The sequence below is a fragment of the Methanoregula sp. genome (assembly GCF_023227875.1).
Taxonomy (GTDB): Archaea; Halobacteriota; Methanomicrobia; order Methanomicrobiales; family Methanospirillaceae; genus Methanoregula.
The window spans coordinates 270802-286411 of sequence record NZ_JALOCH010000001.1 but is presented as its reverse complement, the minus strand read 5'-3'; the positions used below and the strand labels follow the sequence as shown (position 1 = coordinate 286411).

Annotated in this window: 15 protein-coding genes; all 15 read left to right on the top strand. The window is 42.2% G+C overall.

Annotated features, from left to right (window positions below):
• The first annotated feature begins 306 nt into the window (after positions 1-306).
• A complete protein-coding gene (locus M0R30_RS01585; RefSeq protein WP_292542444.1) occupies positions 307-1299 on the top strand; it encodes an SDR family oxidoreductase in 993 nt (330 codons plus the stop codon).
• A 5-nt stretch (positions 1300-1304) separates the two neighbouring features.
• Positions 1305-2843: a PfkB family carbohydrate kinase gene (locus tag M0R30_RS01580; RefSeq protein ID WP_292542442.1), complete on the top strand. Its 1539-nt coding sequence runs from the start codon at positions 1305-1307 to the stop codon at positions 2841-2843.
• Positions 2749-3435: an SIS domain-containing protein gene (locus M0R30_RS01575; protein ID WP_292542440.1), complete on the top strand. Its 687-nt coding sequence runs from the start codon at positions 2749-2751 to the stop codon at positions 3433-3435. The genes M0R30_RS01580 and M0R30_RS01575 overlap by 95 nt, the downstream gene beginning before the upstream one ends.
• 67 nt (positions 3436-3502) lie before the next feature.
• Positions 3503-4555: a radical SAM protein gene (locus tag M0R30_RS01570; RefSeq protein WP_292542438.1), complete on the top strand. Its 1053-nt coding sequence runs from the start codon at positions 3503-3505 to the stop codon at positions 4553-4555.
• 11 nt (positions 4556-4566) lie between these two features.
• Positions 4567-5403: a transketolase gene (locus M0R30_RS01565; protein ID WP_292542436.1), complete on the top strand. Its 837-nt coding sequence runs from the start codon at positions 4567-4569 to the stop codon at positions 5401-5403.
• Positions 5400-6344, top strand: coding sequence for a transketolase C-terminal domain-containing protein (locus tag M0R30_RS01560; RefSeq protein ID WP_292542433.1), 945 nt, complete (start codon positions 5400-5402; stop codon positions 6342-6344). The genes M0R30_RS01565 and M0R30_RS01560 overlap by 4 nt, the downstream gene beginning before the upstream one ends.
• A 74-nt stretch (positions 6345-6418) precedes the next feature.
• Positions 6419-7030 carry a hypothetical protein gene (locus M0R30_RS01555; protein ID WP_292542430.1) on the top strand — a complete coding sequence of 204 codons (612 nt, stop codon included), beginning with the start codon at positions 6419-6421 and terminating at the stop codon, positions 7028-7030.
• Positions 6936-8063 (top strand): phosphotransferase, encoded by a 1128-nt coding sequence (locus M0R30_RS01550; RefSeq protein ID WP_292542426.1) that lies wholly within the window; start codon positions 6936-6938, stop codon positions 8061-8063. Before M0R30_RS01555 ends, M0R30_RS01550 begins: the two co-directional genes overlap by 95 nt.
• A 255-nt stretch (positions 8064-8318) precedes the next feature.
• Positions 8319-8918, top strand: a complete 600-nt coding sequence (locus M0R30_RS01545) for a class I SAM-dependent methyltransferase (protein ID WP_292542423.1) — start codon at positions 8319-8321, stop codon at positions 8916-8918.
• Between the two features lie 24 nt (positions 8919-8942).
• Entirely contained in the window at positions 8943-9977 is a 1035-nt protein-coding gene (locus tag M0R30_RS01540; RefSeq protein ID WP_292542420.1) for a zinc-binding dehydrogenase, read from the top strand.
• Positions 9978-10211: 234 nt separating this feature from the next.
• Positions 10212-11087 (top strand): NAD-dependent epimerase/dehydratase family protein, encoded by an 876-nt coding sequence (locus M0R30_RS01535; RefSeq protein WP_292542417.1) that lies wholly within the window; start codon positions 10212-10214, stop codon positions 11085-11087.
• A 29-nt stretch (positions 11088-11116) separates the two neighbouring features.
• Positions 11117-12292: a methyltransferase domain-containing protein gene (locus M0R30_RS01530; protein ID WP_292542414.1), complete on the top strand. Its 1176-nt coding sequence runs from the start codon at positions 11117-11119 to the stop codon at positions 12290-12292.
• Positions 12289-12810 carry a WbuC family cupin fold metalloprotein gene (locus M0R30_RS01525; protein WP_292542411.1) on the top strand — a complete coding sequence of 174 codons (522 nt, stop codon included), beginning with the start codon at positions 12289-12291 and terminating at the stop codon, positions 12808-12810. Before M0R30_RS01530 ends, M0R30_RS01525 begins: the two co-directional genes overlap by 4 nt.
• A 227-nt stretch (positions 12811-13037) precedes the next feature.
• Entirely contained in the window at positions 13038-13988 is a 951-nt protein-coding gene (locus M0R30_RS01520; RefSeq protein WP_292542408.1) for a sugar nucleotide-binding protein, read from the top strand.
• A 216-nt stretch (positions 13989-14204) separates the two neighbouring features.
• Positions 14205-15494 (top strand): TIGR04372 family glycosyltransferase, encoded by a 1290-nt coding sequence (locus M0R30_RS01515; protein ID WP_292542405.1) that lies wholly within the window; start codon positions 14205-14207, stop codon positions 15492-15494.
• The last annotated feature ends 116 nt before the right edge of the window (positions 15495-15610 follow it).

Sequence of the window (15610 nt, the reverse complement as noted above, 5' to 3'; positions counted from 1 at the left end):
CAGATTTTTATTATATTTTTCGTAACCTTATGTGGATTTTTTTTGGATTATACGAAAAATAATTTCACGGTCTCCGAATATCATCTAATATATTACAATAACGCACTGGTTAATCCTGCAAAAACATTAATGAAACAAAAATCAAAATAGGTTTGAACAATAGTAGCCATAACATTTGAAGATAAAATTTCTGCTATGACTGATGTATCAAAAGATCAGGTACCATAATATACAAATAATGATCAAATGATCAAATTTCGTCATTCGGGTTTTTAAATTTGAATTACAAGAATTTGGAGGAATCTAATGAAAAAAGTTGTTGTCACTGGCGGTGCCGGGTTTATTGGCAGTCACCTTGCCGAAGCTCTTGTTAGCAAAGGATATCAGGTCGTAATCCTTGATAACTTCTCAACAGGAAGAATTGCAAATATTAAGGATTTCGAGACATCCTCCCGTGTTTCCGTTGAAAAAATCGATACCACTGATTTTTCTGCAGTAGCAAACGCCTTTAAAGATACAACATTTGTTTTCCATCTTGCCGCACTTGCAGATATTGTCCCGTCAATCCAGGAACCCCTGAAATATCATCATGCCAATGTAAACGGCACAACCACGGTTCTGGAAGCGGCTCGAAGAGCGGGCGTCAAGAAAATTATCTATGCTGCCTCCTCTTCATGTTACGGAATACCGGATCATTATCCGACACCGGAAATTGCACCCATCCGCCCGATGTATCCCTATGCATTAACAAAGTATATCGGTGAGCAATATGTGATGCATTGGAACCAGACGTATGACCTCCCTTGCATCTCCCTCCGTCTCTTCAATGTATATGGTCCGCGTTCCCGGACATCGGGCACATACGGGGCAGTCTTCGGCGTTTTCCTTGCGCAGAAGCTTGCCGGGAAACCGTTCACGGTTGTCGGTGACGGGAGACAAACACGGGATTTCACCTATGTGACCGATGTTGCTGACGCATTCATCAAAGCTGCAGAGTCAGACAAGCGGGGAGAAATTTATAATGTAGGATCGGGAGGAACTTATTCCGTGAACCGTCTAGTCGAGCTTCTTGGGGGTGAAGTGATGTATATCCCCAAACGTCCCGGTGAACCTGACTGTACCTTTGCTGATACTCATAAGATCCGGCAGGATCTGGGATGGTCTCCAAATGTCTCTTTTGAAAGCGGGGTAAAAGAAATGCTCGATCATATTGATCTGTGGCGTGATGCGCCAGTCTGGGATGAAAAGTCAATTGCCACCGCCACAAAAGACTGGTTCTCATATCTTGGCAGAGGTTAATAATCATGACAACCAGCAATCCCAAAATCTTTTCTATTCAGGATCTTGCCCACCACCTTGACATAATTCGCAGGAATAAGAAAGTTGTTTTGTGTCACGGAGTATTTGACCTCCTTCACATCGGGCACATCAAATATTTTGAGAGTGCAAAAACTGCGGGGGATATTCTCGTTGTTACGGTTACCCCCGATCGGTTTGTAAATAAAGGGCCGAACCGGCCGGCATTCCCAGAGCAGTTACGATGCGATGCAATAGCTGCTCTCGGTGTTGTGGATTACGTGGCGTTGAATGAATGGCCCACCGCTGTTGAAACAATACAGATTTTAAAACCCGATATCTATGCAAAGGGATCCGAATATAAAAAATCGGAAAATGATCTGACAGGGATGATTGTTGAGGAAGAGCGAGCGCTATTAGCAATCGGGGGATCAATGTTTTTTACCGAAGATATTGTATTCAGCTCATCCACCCTCCTCAACCAGTTTTATGTCGATTTCCCGGAAGAGACACTGAAGTTTTTCCAGGCGCTCTCAAAACTGCATGGTGAGAACGGAGTATTATCCTACATCGATAATGCCAGATCACTTAAAGTGCTTGTTATCGGTGAAGCAATTCTCGATGAATATAATTATTGTGATATGATTGGTGTAGCAACAAAAGATCCTGCACTCGGAGTACGCTACTTATCACAGGAAAGATTTGCTGGTGGAATACTTGCAGTTGCGAATAATCTCGCGAATTTTTGTGATAGCGTTGATATTATTGCGATGCTCGGGCAATTTGAAACGGAAGAGTCATTTATTAAAGAAAAACTTGCTGGTAATGTAAACCCTGTTTTCTTTTACAAGGATAATTCCCCTACAATCGTCAAGCAGCGGTATGTTCTTGAAGGTCCGGCTATCCAGAAACTATTTGAGGTGCACAGGATAAACCAGCGCGATCTAACCCTTCCGGAACAGTCAAGACTCAATGATCTCATCCTCTCTCGGATTGGCGATTATGATCTTGTGCTGGTTGTTGACTTCGGGCATGGGTTCATCACACACGCTACCGCGCAATTGATCTCAGCGAACGCAAAATTCCTTGCGGTAAACACCCAGACGAATTCCGGTAACCGGGGATTTAATGTAATTTCAAAATACCCCTCGGCGGATTTTGTCTGCCTTAATGATCTGGAAGTACGGCTTGAAGAACGAAATAACCCGGGGTCAATTTTCGATATGGTCAAAAGTGTGATGATGAAACTTTCAAGTTCGATAACCATCGTCACACAGGGTAAAGAAGGGTGTATCTGTTATCACACAGAAACAGGAGAGAGTGAACTTTTTATTGTCCCTGCGTTTGCCAAGAAAGTAGTTGATCGCATAGGTTCAGGAGATGCACTGATTGCAATTGCTTCGCTATGTGCGGTTCAACATGCTCCGGCAATGATTACCGGTTTTGTCGGAAATGCCGCCGCCGCAGTTGCTGTATCAACAGTTGGGCACCGGAACTCGATTGAAAAGGTCTCCTTCAAAAAATATTTATCGACACTGCTCAAATAAAACACCCGTTGACGTAAAAATGATGCCCTTTACTCAGTACTCCGGAGAATTACAGACATTTCTGGAAAGAGTTGTAATTACGGATAGTAACGGACAAAACGTAAATATTGATGAAGGATTGTCCTTGATTATCACCCTCCTCCATAAGATAAAAACTACCCGTAAAAAAGTGATGGTCATTGGAAATGGCGGTAGTGCAGCGATTGCCAGTCATTTACAGAATGATCTCTGCAAGGCAGCACAAATCCGGGTAATGGTATTTACCGAACCACCACTGTTGACGGCACTCTCAAATGATATCAGTTATACCGCGGCATACCGGGAATTGGTGAACCTCTGGGCGGATAATGATGATGTACTTATTGCGATTAGCAGTTCGGGCCGATCCCAGAACATCCTTAATGCGGTTACTACCGCACGGGATCATGGATGCACACCGATCATTACAGTATCGGGATTTCTTCCCGATAACCCGCTCCGGCGTATGGGGGATCTTAACCTTTATGTCTCCTCCAGAGAGTATGGGTATGTAGAACTGGTGCACTCCGTACTTACACATTACATTTCAGATCAGACCGCAAAAACTGAATAAATAAGGTGTCGATTAAAAATAAGTTTGATCCGTACAATAATCACAGTCTTTAATTCATGGAGGTTTCATGAAAGTTGAGGTTGACAGTCATAAACTGATATATCACCCCGAAAGAGTCTCCGAGTGGATCAGAACAGGAGATTGTTTTCCCATCTATGTCGAGATCGGGGTGACAAACCGTTGCAACCACCGGTGTGTTTTTTGTGCTCTGGACTGGTGCGAAAAAAATCCTCTCGATATTGATACTGAAGTGATGAAACGTGCACTTCATGAAATGGCTGAGTGCGGTGTAAAATCGGTGATGTTTGCCGGAGACGGAGAGCCATTGATGCACCGGGACATCTGTGATTTGATCACGCATGCCAGACAACAGGGTCTCGATGTGGCAATAGCCACAAATGGCGTGTTATTCAACCGGGAAAAACTGGAAAAGACACTCCCCTCGATATCATGGGTTCGGTTTAGTGTTGACGCGGGTACACCTGACACTCATAAAAAAATCCACTGCGGGGGATCATACGATTTTCAAAGGATTTTAACAAATGTCCGCGATGCTGTAGCGATTAAAAAGCGAGATCATTTACCGGTCGTCCTTGGCGTCCAGTTCTTACTGATTCCGGATAATTTTAACGATCTTATACCATTCATCGAGGCTTTTAAAGAAATTGGTGTGGACAATGTCCAGATCAAACCCTATTCCCAGCACCCGTTGAGCAAAAACCGCTATTCTATCGAATATGCACAATATCAAGGTATTGAGGACACCATCAGGAGATATGAAACACCAGAATTTCAAGTGATCTTCCGGTCACAGACCGCTCATCGATTGATGACGAAACGAAACTATCATGAGTGTTACGGGTTGCCGTTTTTCACACTAGTAGAAGCAGATGGCACAATAATTCCCTGTAATCTGTTCCATCATAACCCGGATTTCTGTTATGGAAACCTGAACACTGAATCATTTTCCGATATCTGGAACGGCAAAACGAGGAAACATATTTTACAGCAACTGACGAAAAATACAATAGAACACTGCCGGGACGGGTGCAGGCTGGACGCAATAAACCGGTATCTTTCGCAACTAAAAAATCCTCATCCGCATGTAAATTTTATTTAATATAGTTCGTTATGACTGATAATACAAATATTCCGGACCAACTGGCACTCGCTCTGCTATCCAGACAGATACGGGCTGAGATCATAGAAACCTCGTATAAATCTGAAGCTATGCATCTTGGGGGCTGCCTCTCCTGTGTTGACATACTGGTAGCCTTGTATTTTGGTTGTATGTCGGTTCATCCGGAAGACGCGGGCTGGCCGGACCGCGACAGGTTTATCCTGAGTAAAGGGCATGCAGCCCTTGCATTGTATACCGTTCTCGCTCATCGTGGTTTCTATCCCTGTGAACAGATTGATACATTCAATAAAGACCGGAGTCAGTATACCGAGCATCCGGTGTGGAAAAATATTCCCGGTATTGACGCCACATCGGGATCACTTGGACATGGCCTGGGGATTGGCAGCGGTATGGCACTTGCCGCAAAAATTTCCGGAAAACCGTACCGGACTTTTGTTCTCATGAGTGATGGCGAATGCGATGAAGGGTCGGTCTGGGAGTCTGCCCTTTTTGCACCGGCACATAATCTTGGAAACCTGGTCGTAATCATTGATTATAATAAATGGCAGGCATGTGGCCGGAGCAACGAGATCATGAATCTCTCCCCGCTTATGCAGAAGTTTTCTGCATTCGGATGGACAGCGTATGAAGTGGATGGGCATAATATTGGCGCGATGATGACGCTCTTCCGGTCAGTACTCCCATCACAGGAGCGACCCGTGGCGATCATTGCTCATACCCTCAAGGGAAGGGGAGTATCTTTCATGGAAGACGATAATAACTGGCATTACCGCATCCCCACTGCCGACGAAGTCCAAAAAGCGCATCAGGAACTGGGGTTCCCATGAGAGATACATTTTCATCGGAATTGACAAATCTTGCCGGTTCAGATCCCCGCATCGTCCTTCTTATGGCAGATATCGGCAACCATATGTTTGATCGGTTCAAAGAACTGTATCCCACGCGTTTTTTCAATTGCGGTATCGCCGAATCAAATATGATCAGTGTTGCTGCGGGACTTGCGATGAGCGGGTTCCGTCCCTTTGTCTATACGTTCTCGGCATTCGATGTCGGCCGGCCTTTCGAACAGATACGGGTTGACCTGGCGTTTCAGAACCTTCCTGTCGTGATCATTGGTCTCGGGGGCGGTCTCACTTATTCGCCGCTTGGACCCACCCATTATATCTGTGAAGATCTGGCGATCACCCGGGCCCTCCCCAACATGACGGTTATCTGTCCAGCGGATGCCGTTGAGACACGGGCTGCCATAAAAGCTGCTCTTCAGAAAGAAGGTCCCGTGTATATCCGCATTGGGAAGAAAAATGAACCGGTGATACATCAACAATTACCTGACTTTGTCATTGGGAAAGGGATAACCATTGAAGAGGGCACGGATATCTGCATTCTTGGGACAGGAACAATAATGCCGAATGTTATTGCAGCGGCTCACCTTCTCAGGGAATACGGTCTAAAAATCCGCGTAGTCAGTTATCATACTGTCAAGCCACTGGATACCGAGCTTCTCGAGGCAGCATTCTCTGACTATCTTCTTGTCGTGACAGTCGAAGAACATAGTCTCATCGGAGGTCTTGGATCCGCAGTTGCCGAATGGATCAGCGATCAGCCTCTTCCCCAAAAAGGTCATCTTTTAAGAATCGGAATACCGGATGAATTTTTACATTATGCAATAAACCAGAAAAATGCTCGGGAGGCTTATGCACTCTCCCCAGAAAAACTTGCAGAAACAATCCATAAGCAGTATCAGAAAGTACATCAATACCTTCATTAAATCATGAATAACGTGCTATCGCAGAGCTCCCGGTTGAATTGATGAAACGATCCCTGAAACTGAATGATGTGGATATGATTATCGGCATTGATTTTGATAACACTATCATTAATTACAGCGATCTTTTTTACGAGGCGGGATTGTCACTGGGTGTCTTGCCGGATAATGCCGGGTTCAGTAAAAAAACCATCCGTGAGTATCTCATCGGAATTGGGCGGGAAGACGACTGGATCAAAATTCAGGGGCTCGTGTATGGGGAATACATTCGGAACGCAAAAGTAATGGATGGATTTTCACCGTTCTCCGATCTCTGTTATGAAAATGGCTGGAAGATTTTTATCATCAGCCATAAGACCCAGGACTCAATTGTTGGTGAAAAATTCAACCTGCGTACTCCTGCGATCAACTGGCTGGAAAAAAACAGGATTTTTGGAATGGATATCCGCGGGGCAGTAGAGGGAGTCTTTTTCGAAGCAACGCGATCAGAGAAGGTCGGCCGGATAAACCAGCTTGGTTGTGATATTATGATAGATGATCTGGCGGAGGTTCTCCTGCACCCGGATCTTCTGGAGGGGATAATCAAAATCCTGTATGATCCGGACAGAAAGAGTACGCCGGACCCCGGCTATTTTACTGCAGGGAGCTGGGATCAAATATGCGGGATCATTGAGAGGCATCATGGATAACCCTGAAGAAGACCTCCACTCTCTTTCACGGGAGTTATTATCCGGTATTGACTGTCCTGATAACCTTGTGATTTACCCCAAGAGCGGCGGCGGCAACAACAAGGTATTCATTCTTGAAATGAATGGGATCCCGAAATATGTGATGAAGCACTATTTCCGGCATGCAGCTGATCCCCGGGATCGTTGCCGGGCAGAATGGACCTTTCTTGAGTATGCGGCAGATGCCGGGATATCCTGTGTGCCAAAGCCGATTATCTGCGATCCTGACAGAGGAATCGCGGTTTATGAATACATTCATGGCCACAAGGTCCCAACAGAACACCTGAGTGGGAACCATATCACACAGGCACTGGATTTTTTCGAGGCCATTAATAAAAATTATGATTCCGGCACGCCCAAAAATCTCTTACCGGCAGCGGAGTCCTGTTTTTCAATGAGAGATCATCTGGAATGCGTGAACAGAAGGATCGACAGACTTCTGCAGATGGATACCGGATCAGAGATTGACAGGTCCGCCATTCACTTTGTCAGAAATGAACTCATTCCCCGGTGGGAAAACGTCCGCAAGGATATCCTGGAACAGGAAAAACAAGGACTGTCCGGCCTTGATGACTGCCTGAAGAAAAGGGATATCTGTATCTCCCCTTCAGACTTTGGATTTCATAATGCAATCCAGACTGATGCGGGCACAGTATTTTTCATTGATTTCGAGTATGCAGGACTCGATGATCCAGTGAAAATGATTTGTGATTTCTTTTGTCAGCCGGAAGTGCCAGTACCCCATTCATATCTCCCGATGTTCTCGGCCCGTGTACTGGACTCCCTGGACAATCCCGGGTCCCACTACCGAAGACTGAAGATGCTTCTACCGGTTCACACAATCAAATGGTGCTGTATAATTCTCAACGAGTTCCTTCCCGTAGGGAGGGCCCGGAGAATATTTGCAAACAGCGATCTGGATATGAATGAGATAAAAGGGAAACAACTCAAAAAAGCGAAGAATATGTTCAAAATGGCCAATACAATGATTTAAGGCAGATGAATATTCTACTTACCTCGCACCGTGATTACGATATACTGAATGCTGGTGAATTCCGGTCACGCAGTTACTGCGATGTTCTGATTGAGAGCATATCTGATCTCAAGACTTTTTAAAAAATCCTCAATTATCTTATTCACTAATGAATAGAAATAATATTAGATCAAGAGAAAAGGGGCACGTATGGGACAATTATTGAACTTTGTGACACCTCTGCACACAAGGACAAAACGGGATTATCTGGCCAGAATGGTGGACGACAAAGTCCATTGTATGCAAAAGGCAAAAGAGTACGGATATGAATACTGGGACGGGGATCGGCGGTATGGCTACGGAGGCTACAGCTATCGTCCGGGATACTGGAAACCTGTTGCGGAAAAGATTATTGAACGATATCATCTCAAGGCCGGTGACAAGGTTCTGGACGTCGGGTGCGGGAAAAGCTACCTCCTGTACGAACTGCAACTCCTGATTCCGGGATTGGAGATCCAGGGATTCGATATCTCCCAGTATGGGATGGATCACTGCCACCCGGACTTTAAAGGGCACCTCTTCCGGCACCGGGCACAGGATCCCTACCCGTTCAAAGACAATGAATTTGACCTGGTGATCTCTCTTGCCACCCTCCATAACTTGAGATTTTTTGAACTCAAGGTTGCACTTCAAGAAATTGAAAGGGTGGGAAAAAACAAATTTATCATGGTGGAAAGTTACCGGAATGAACTCGAGATGTTCAACCTTGAATGCTGGGCCCTGACTGCAGAGTCCCTCTTCGATCTGGATGAATGGATCTGGATCTACAATGAGTTCGGTTATACCGGTGATTACGAATTTATATATTTTGAATGAAGGTTGATTATGCAAGTTTCACGGATGAAAGCAGCGATACTGACAGAGACAAATAAACCTCTGGTTGTTGATGAGGTCCAGCTCCCGGATACGCTTACCTGCGGGCAGGTCCTGGTAAAAATCATCTACAGCGGTATATGCGGGGCTCAGATAAATGAGATATCGGCTGCAAAAGGCCAGGATAAATTTCTCCCGCACCTCCTCGGGCATGAAGGTTCGGGAGTAGTGCTGGAAACAGGCCCGGGCGTCACTACGGTTAAAACCGGGGATAACGTGGTTCTCCACTGGAGGAAGAGCAATGGGATCGAGTCAGGGACTCCGAAATACCACTGGAACGGAAAGCCTCTGAACGCCGGATGGGTTACGACATTCAATGAATACGCAGTTGTTTCGGAAAACCGTCTCACTCCGATACCCAAGGATTTTGATATGAAACTTGCGCCTCTTTTTGGTTGCGCCGTAACGACCGCTCTTGGAGTAATCAATAACGATGCCCAGGTAAAGATGGGGCAATCCGTCGTGGTCTATGGTGTGGGGGGAGTTGGTCTTAATATCGTTCAGGCTGCAAAAATGGTCTCCGCTCACCCGATTATCAGTATTGATCTCCATGATAACAAACTGGATATGGCACGGAAAATGGGAGCAGACTATTGTTTCAACTCAGCGAAAACACCGGATCTTATCGATCAGATCAAAAAGATTGTCGGCGCTTCCGGACCTGATGTCGTTATAGATACTACAGGAAATTCACGGATAATTGAACAGGCGTATGATCTGACACATCCGGATGGCAGGACCATTCTTGTCGGGGTTCCGCGAAAGGGAGATAATGTATCAATCTACACCCTCCCGATCCACTTCAATAAAGTCCTGAAAGGAAGTCACGGTGGGAGCTGTGTCCCTCAGGTAGATATTCCAAGGTATGTCCGGCTTGCCAATGCCGGGATCCTGAAACTTGACGGGCTTATTACACATGAATTCAAATTAGATGATATCAACGAAGCTATCCAGTTGATGAAAAGCGGGACTTCTGGGAGGATTTTAATCACGATGGTGTAACAATTGAATGATATTGCAGGAATCTTCAAAAAGAGTACTAATGATATAGTTGAAATATTCATTTAAAAAGGGATATAATTGTAATTCGTGTTTCTATCATAATTTGATAGAATAACCAATGAACGAGGAATTCTGAAGTTATCGGAATGTAATATATGAAGGGATGATGAAAGGACTTTGAAAAAGAAATTAGAAGCATCGACGATGAATATGACTTGATAAATCCGTGATCTGATGAAAGTTGTAATTCTTGGGCATAACGGATTCATTGGACATCAGATTACTGAGTATTTCAATTCACAGGCCCCTGATATAGAGATTATTGGACTATCCCGTCCTGAAATCGATCTTTGTGACCGCGATAGTTCCCGACGGATAATTGATTATCTTTCTCCCGATACCACGGTAATAATGCTGGCAGCAATTAAAAAGCAACTCGGGGATAATCTGGAGATATACATGCAAAATATGAGCATGATTGAAAATGTTTGTGAAATGGTACAACAGAGGCCGTTGAGACAGTTCGTTTATTTTAGTTCGGCCGCGGTCTATGGAGAAGACATTCACAATATGCAAATTACAGAAAATACACAGGTTAATCCCCGTTCATTTTATGGGATAGCAAAATTTACTTCTGAAAGGCTATTATCAACTACATTTCAATCAGGGTCAACTTCACTTGCGATACTCCGCCCACCGCTTATTTATGGAAACGGGGATCTTTCAAACGGATACGGACCATCATATTTTTTGGATAATATTATGAATGATAAAGAAATTATCATCTGGGGAAACGGTTCCGAACTCCGTGAATTCCTGTACATCAAGGATATTGCACGCATTGTGTATGGCGTTGTTCAATCCAAGTTTAATGGTGTGTTGAATCCTGTCAATGGGAAGAGTCACTCATTTCAATACGTACTTGATAGACTTATATCGCTGACAGGAAAAACACCAACGATCACATACAGGGAACGCACGAAGGATAAAGTCGATAACCGGTTCTCAAACGATTTACTCCGGAAAACTTTTCCAGAATTTCACTTTACAGAATTGGATGAGGGATTGGGGGAAATAGTAAAAAAAGAACAGCAGAAGAGGGGATTATAATTTCATCAGGTAATTGTTCTAAAGATATCGTGAAACCGCTGCTAGATGTAGGGATGCAACCGATATCAAACCGGTATCTCTGCAATTCAACTGACTTTGAAAAATTATATCATTTAGTTCTTGGCCAATGTCAAAAAAGTGGATTAATCAAATTAATGACGCCGTTTCCAAATGAAGAATTGAAACCCAGATATGACTGGATAACCTATCGAGAGCCGGAGGGCCATCTTGACTACCTCGTAAATTTTGTATGTGATTTAGAGGGCGTATCAGAGAATTCAAAAATAGGTGGGTTATCATTCAAAGATGACACCACACTTCATCGGTTTAGATCCCGTCGTTTTGAGACATGGAGACTTGATCCCAATCAGGATTTAAATATCCACTACAATGGTGCTGGCATTGAAAGTATTCAGTCAGCTTTAACAACAGATACAGCTAAAAAAATCACTCAAAAATATGGAAAAGCGGAGATTTTGATTGCTAGACATATCCTAGAACATGTTTATAATTTGGATGAGTTCATCAACTCATTGAAGACACTTGTTGCAAAAAATGCGTTTATTATATTTGAGGTTCCTGATTGCACAAGATCTTTAGAACAAAATGATTATACTACGATTTGGGAGGAACACTTATATTATTTCACACCGGAGACCTTCAAATTTTTACTGGCTGCGTGTGGATTACAAATTATCAGATTCGAAAATATCCAGTACCCCTTTGAAAATTCACTTATTGCAATTACACGACCCATAAATAATTTTAATCCGGTAATGCCTGCTCCGATCCTGAAAACAGAATTATTACGGGGAGAGATGTTTGCGCAAAAATTTGGCGAATACCGTAAAAATTTTTATTCTTTTTTCGCGCATCACCGGAGAAATAATGGTAAAATCGCATTTTTCGGAGCAGGTCATCTTGCATGTACGTTTGTATGGTTATTTCAGTTGCAGGACTTTATTGACTGTATTATTGATGATGACCCTAATAAACAGGGATTATTTATGCCGGGTTCGAAATTACCCATCGTATCTTCGTCCGCTCTTATGAATGGTAATTATTCACTTTGCATATTGAGCTTGAATCCGTTGAATGAAGATAAGGTGATTGCTAATTTCCGGAAGTTCATTGAGAACGGGGGAAAATTTTACTCAATTTTTCCATCTAGTCAACGCTCATTGCACAAGCAGGTGTTTTCATGAACTATTCAAAATTTAACGACGAGGTGTTATTTGCGATCGATCCGGTCGTAAAAATCAGTAAGGAAGATATTACCCATTTAAAACAATTGGCTGAAAGAACAACGCGTAAACGCAGTCGTCTATGTGCTCATAAAGATATCAGGTCTCCCCTTCATGAAATGCTGATTGTCCATAAACAAGATACTTATGTTCGTCCCCATAAACACTTGGGAAAAAGCGAATCTTTTCATTTAATTGATGGTGAAGTGTTATTATTATTATTTGAAGATAACGGCAATCTCCGAGAAGTTATTCAAATGGGAGACTATAATTCCGGTAAAATTTTTTACTACAGAATTGATAACCCAATCTTTCATTCAATCGTGATAAAATCTGAAAGCACGGTTTTTCATGAATCAACGAAAGGACCATTTATCCGTGAAAACACAATTTTTGCGGACTGGGCTCCTGAAGAGGGAGATGAAAAAGGTATATTTCAATTCATGAAGAGAATAAATCAAAAAAATTTAGAGAGATGAATTTTGAACGGTTTTTTAATCCGTCATACATAAACAATGATTCTGTATTTTCAGAAGGTTAATTTTCGTGATATTGAACTGTTGTTAACATGAATTATGATGCAGAAGATTTCTTATAATACATGTACACGAAATTATGTACACGAAATTCAAAAAGTGCGTTTAATAAAATAATTAATTATAATAAAATAGCAGCGAATATCATCTCATTGGCACTAGGTAAATAAATGAAGACCCTTACAGATCTATGTAAGAAAGATAGTTTGAATATTGAGGGTACGGTGATTAAAATGAATAAAACAAAGATTCTAATTTTAGGAGGGAGCAGTTATATCGGAAGATATTTATTTAATGCCCTTGGGAAAGATCGTGCTATTCCCACATATTATAAAAACCCTATAAATAATGGAATTTATTTCGATTCATTATCAATGGATCTCGCACAGATTTTGAAAGAATTAAACTCAGTCTCTCATGCAGTGATTCTATTAAATGATACGAATTTCGAAACAAGTGCCCAAAATATTGAAAAGTCAAATGCATTAAATATCGATAGCTTAAAATTGATTGTAAATTGTTTAAATCACCATAATATCACACCAATTTTTTGTTCTAGTGATTATGTCTTTGATGGAATAAAAGGAAATTATACTGAAGAAGATCCGGTGAATCCAATTATCACTTATGGTAAACAGAAAGTGGAAATTGAAAAATTTATCCAAAAGACATGTGATAAGTATATTATCGTCAGATTCTCGAAAGTATACGGTTCTGAAGAAGGAGATGGGACCCTTTTTACAAATTGGCTTGAGGAGATCACAAGCAATAAAAAGATATCCTGCGCTTATGATCAAATTTTCTCCCCGGTTTATATTGATGATGTGACCACAGCGATCATAGAATTAATCGATAATGATTGTAACGGAATTTTCCATATATCAGGTAATGTAGCATTTTCCCGATTGGATCTCTTGGAGATACTACTCAAACATTTCAGGGGTAAATCACAAATAAAAACAGAAGTAGTAAGATGCAGCATTCATGATTTTCCTTTCATCGAGAAACGACCATTGAATATTTCAATGAAATCAGATAAATTGATCAAAACAACAAAAATTCAATTGCACGATATCAACACAATATGTAAAAAAATTGTATTTGATCATTTTAAAAAATAATTAATAAATTTATAATTGATGATATTGGGGGGTCAAATTCAAAAATAACATGAATTTAAAATCATTCACCATAGATAATTGAGTGGAAATGGAGAGTAGAAATACTGTAAACAACGAAATAATATTTCTGACATGTCCTGAAAATAAATCTTATCCTGCATTTCATAGTAATTCCCGAATAATTATGATGACAAAAGGTATTATTTGAGGTTTTCAATGAAGTCTCTGAACAAACAATTCTCTGAAATTTCCTCTGGGGGTTGGCCGGTAATTCAATCGAAAATTCTCTCCTTGCTTAAATACCTGATATTACTTATCTGCGGTCTCTGGGCAATCCCGCTGGTTATTATCATCCGTTGCTTGCGTCCATGGTACGTAATCCGTTTTGGTCCAATTAGTACAAGCCGTATTGGTACCTTTGTTAATGAAGTTGCAGGTATATGTCAACGGCAATCTAAAGGGTGTTTGGATTTATACTGGTTCGATCTGCCTATAAGTAATGATTTTTTTGCGGCAATGGTGCAACGGACATTTCACGTTTCTCCCTTTGTTTGTCCATTGGATCTGTGGAATCAGATATTGCCCGGCGGCGCCATGCACCATCTTCCTCCCGTTGGTATGCTCCAGCTCTCTTCGGATATCCAAGACTGGCAAAAGATGATTCAGGAAGTACTGCCATTTTCCCCTGAAGAAGACGCATGGGCCAAAGCCTGGTTATGCCAGCAGGGCTGGCATGAAGGTGAACCGTTTGTCTGTCTGCTTGTAAGAGACAGTAGTTATATGGATAACACGTATCCGAATACCACACCCCCAGAAGAAACGGGGGCAAAATATCACCCAAAGTATGGTTATGGTTGGAACCATCTCAACTATCGTGATTCAGATATTTCCACATATGTTCCTGCAGCAGAATGGCTGGCCGGTCAGGGCGTGTGGGTACTGCGAATGGGAAAGGTAATGGCCAGACCCATCCCCAGCAACCATTCGCGTCTAATCGACTATGCGTTCCATCCAGAGAAAAGCGATTTTCTAGATATCTGGCTGTTCGCTCACTGTGATTTATGTGTAAGTACAGGTACGGGTATAGATACCATCAGTGATATTTATTGCAGACCTATTCTGTACCTAAATTACCTTCCACTCTGGATGACCACATCATTTTCTAATACAACGCACTTGCCCAAAACATTACTTTGGCAGGCATCAGGAATTCCCCTTAACTGTAAAGAGTACTTTGCTTTAAACACCCACTCGGAGTACTACGATCGTATCGGTATCAGGATTATTGATTTAACACCTGAAGAAATTTTATCAGCAGTGCAGGAACAGTGGCAGCGACTACAAGGAACATGGGTCGATACTGAAGAGGATCTCCAGCGCTATCAAAGGTTCTGGGAAATTCTTGATTCGCTCCCACAATTTCCAGGGTGGCACGGCTGGATCCAATTTAAGGCGAGAGTTGGAGCGACATGGCTCCGTTCAAAAGGAGATGATTTTTTAAATTAATCCGAAATTTTTTTGATCTTTATTTACGATTAATTGAACAGATAACTTCAATATTTTTAATAACTGAAACCATTGCAGTCAAAGATTCGCCTTTCCTCATTTTTCAGAGCCATTGA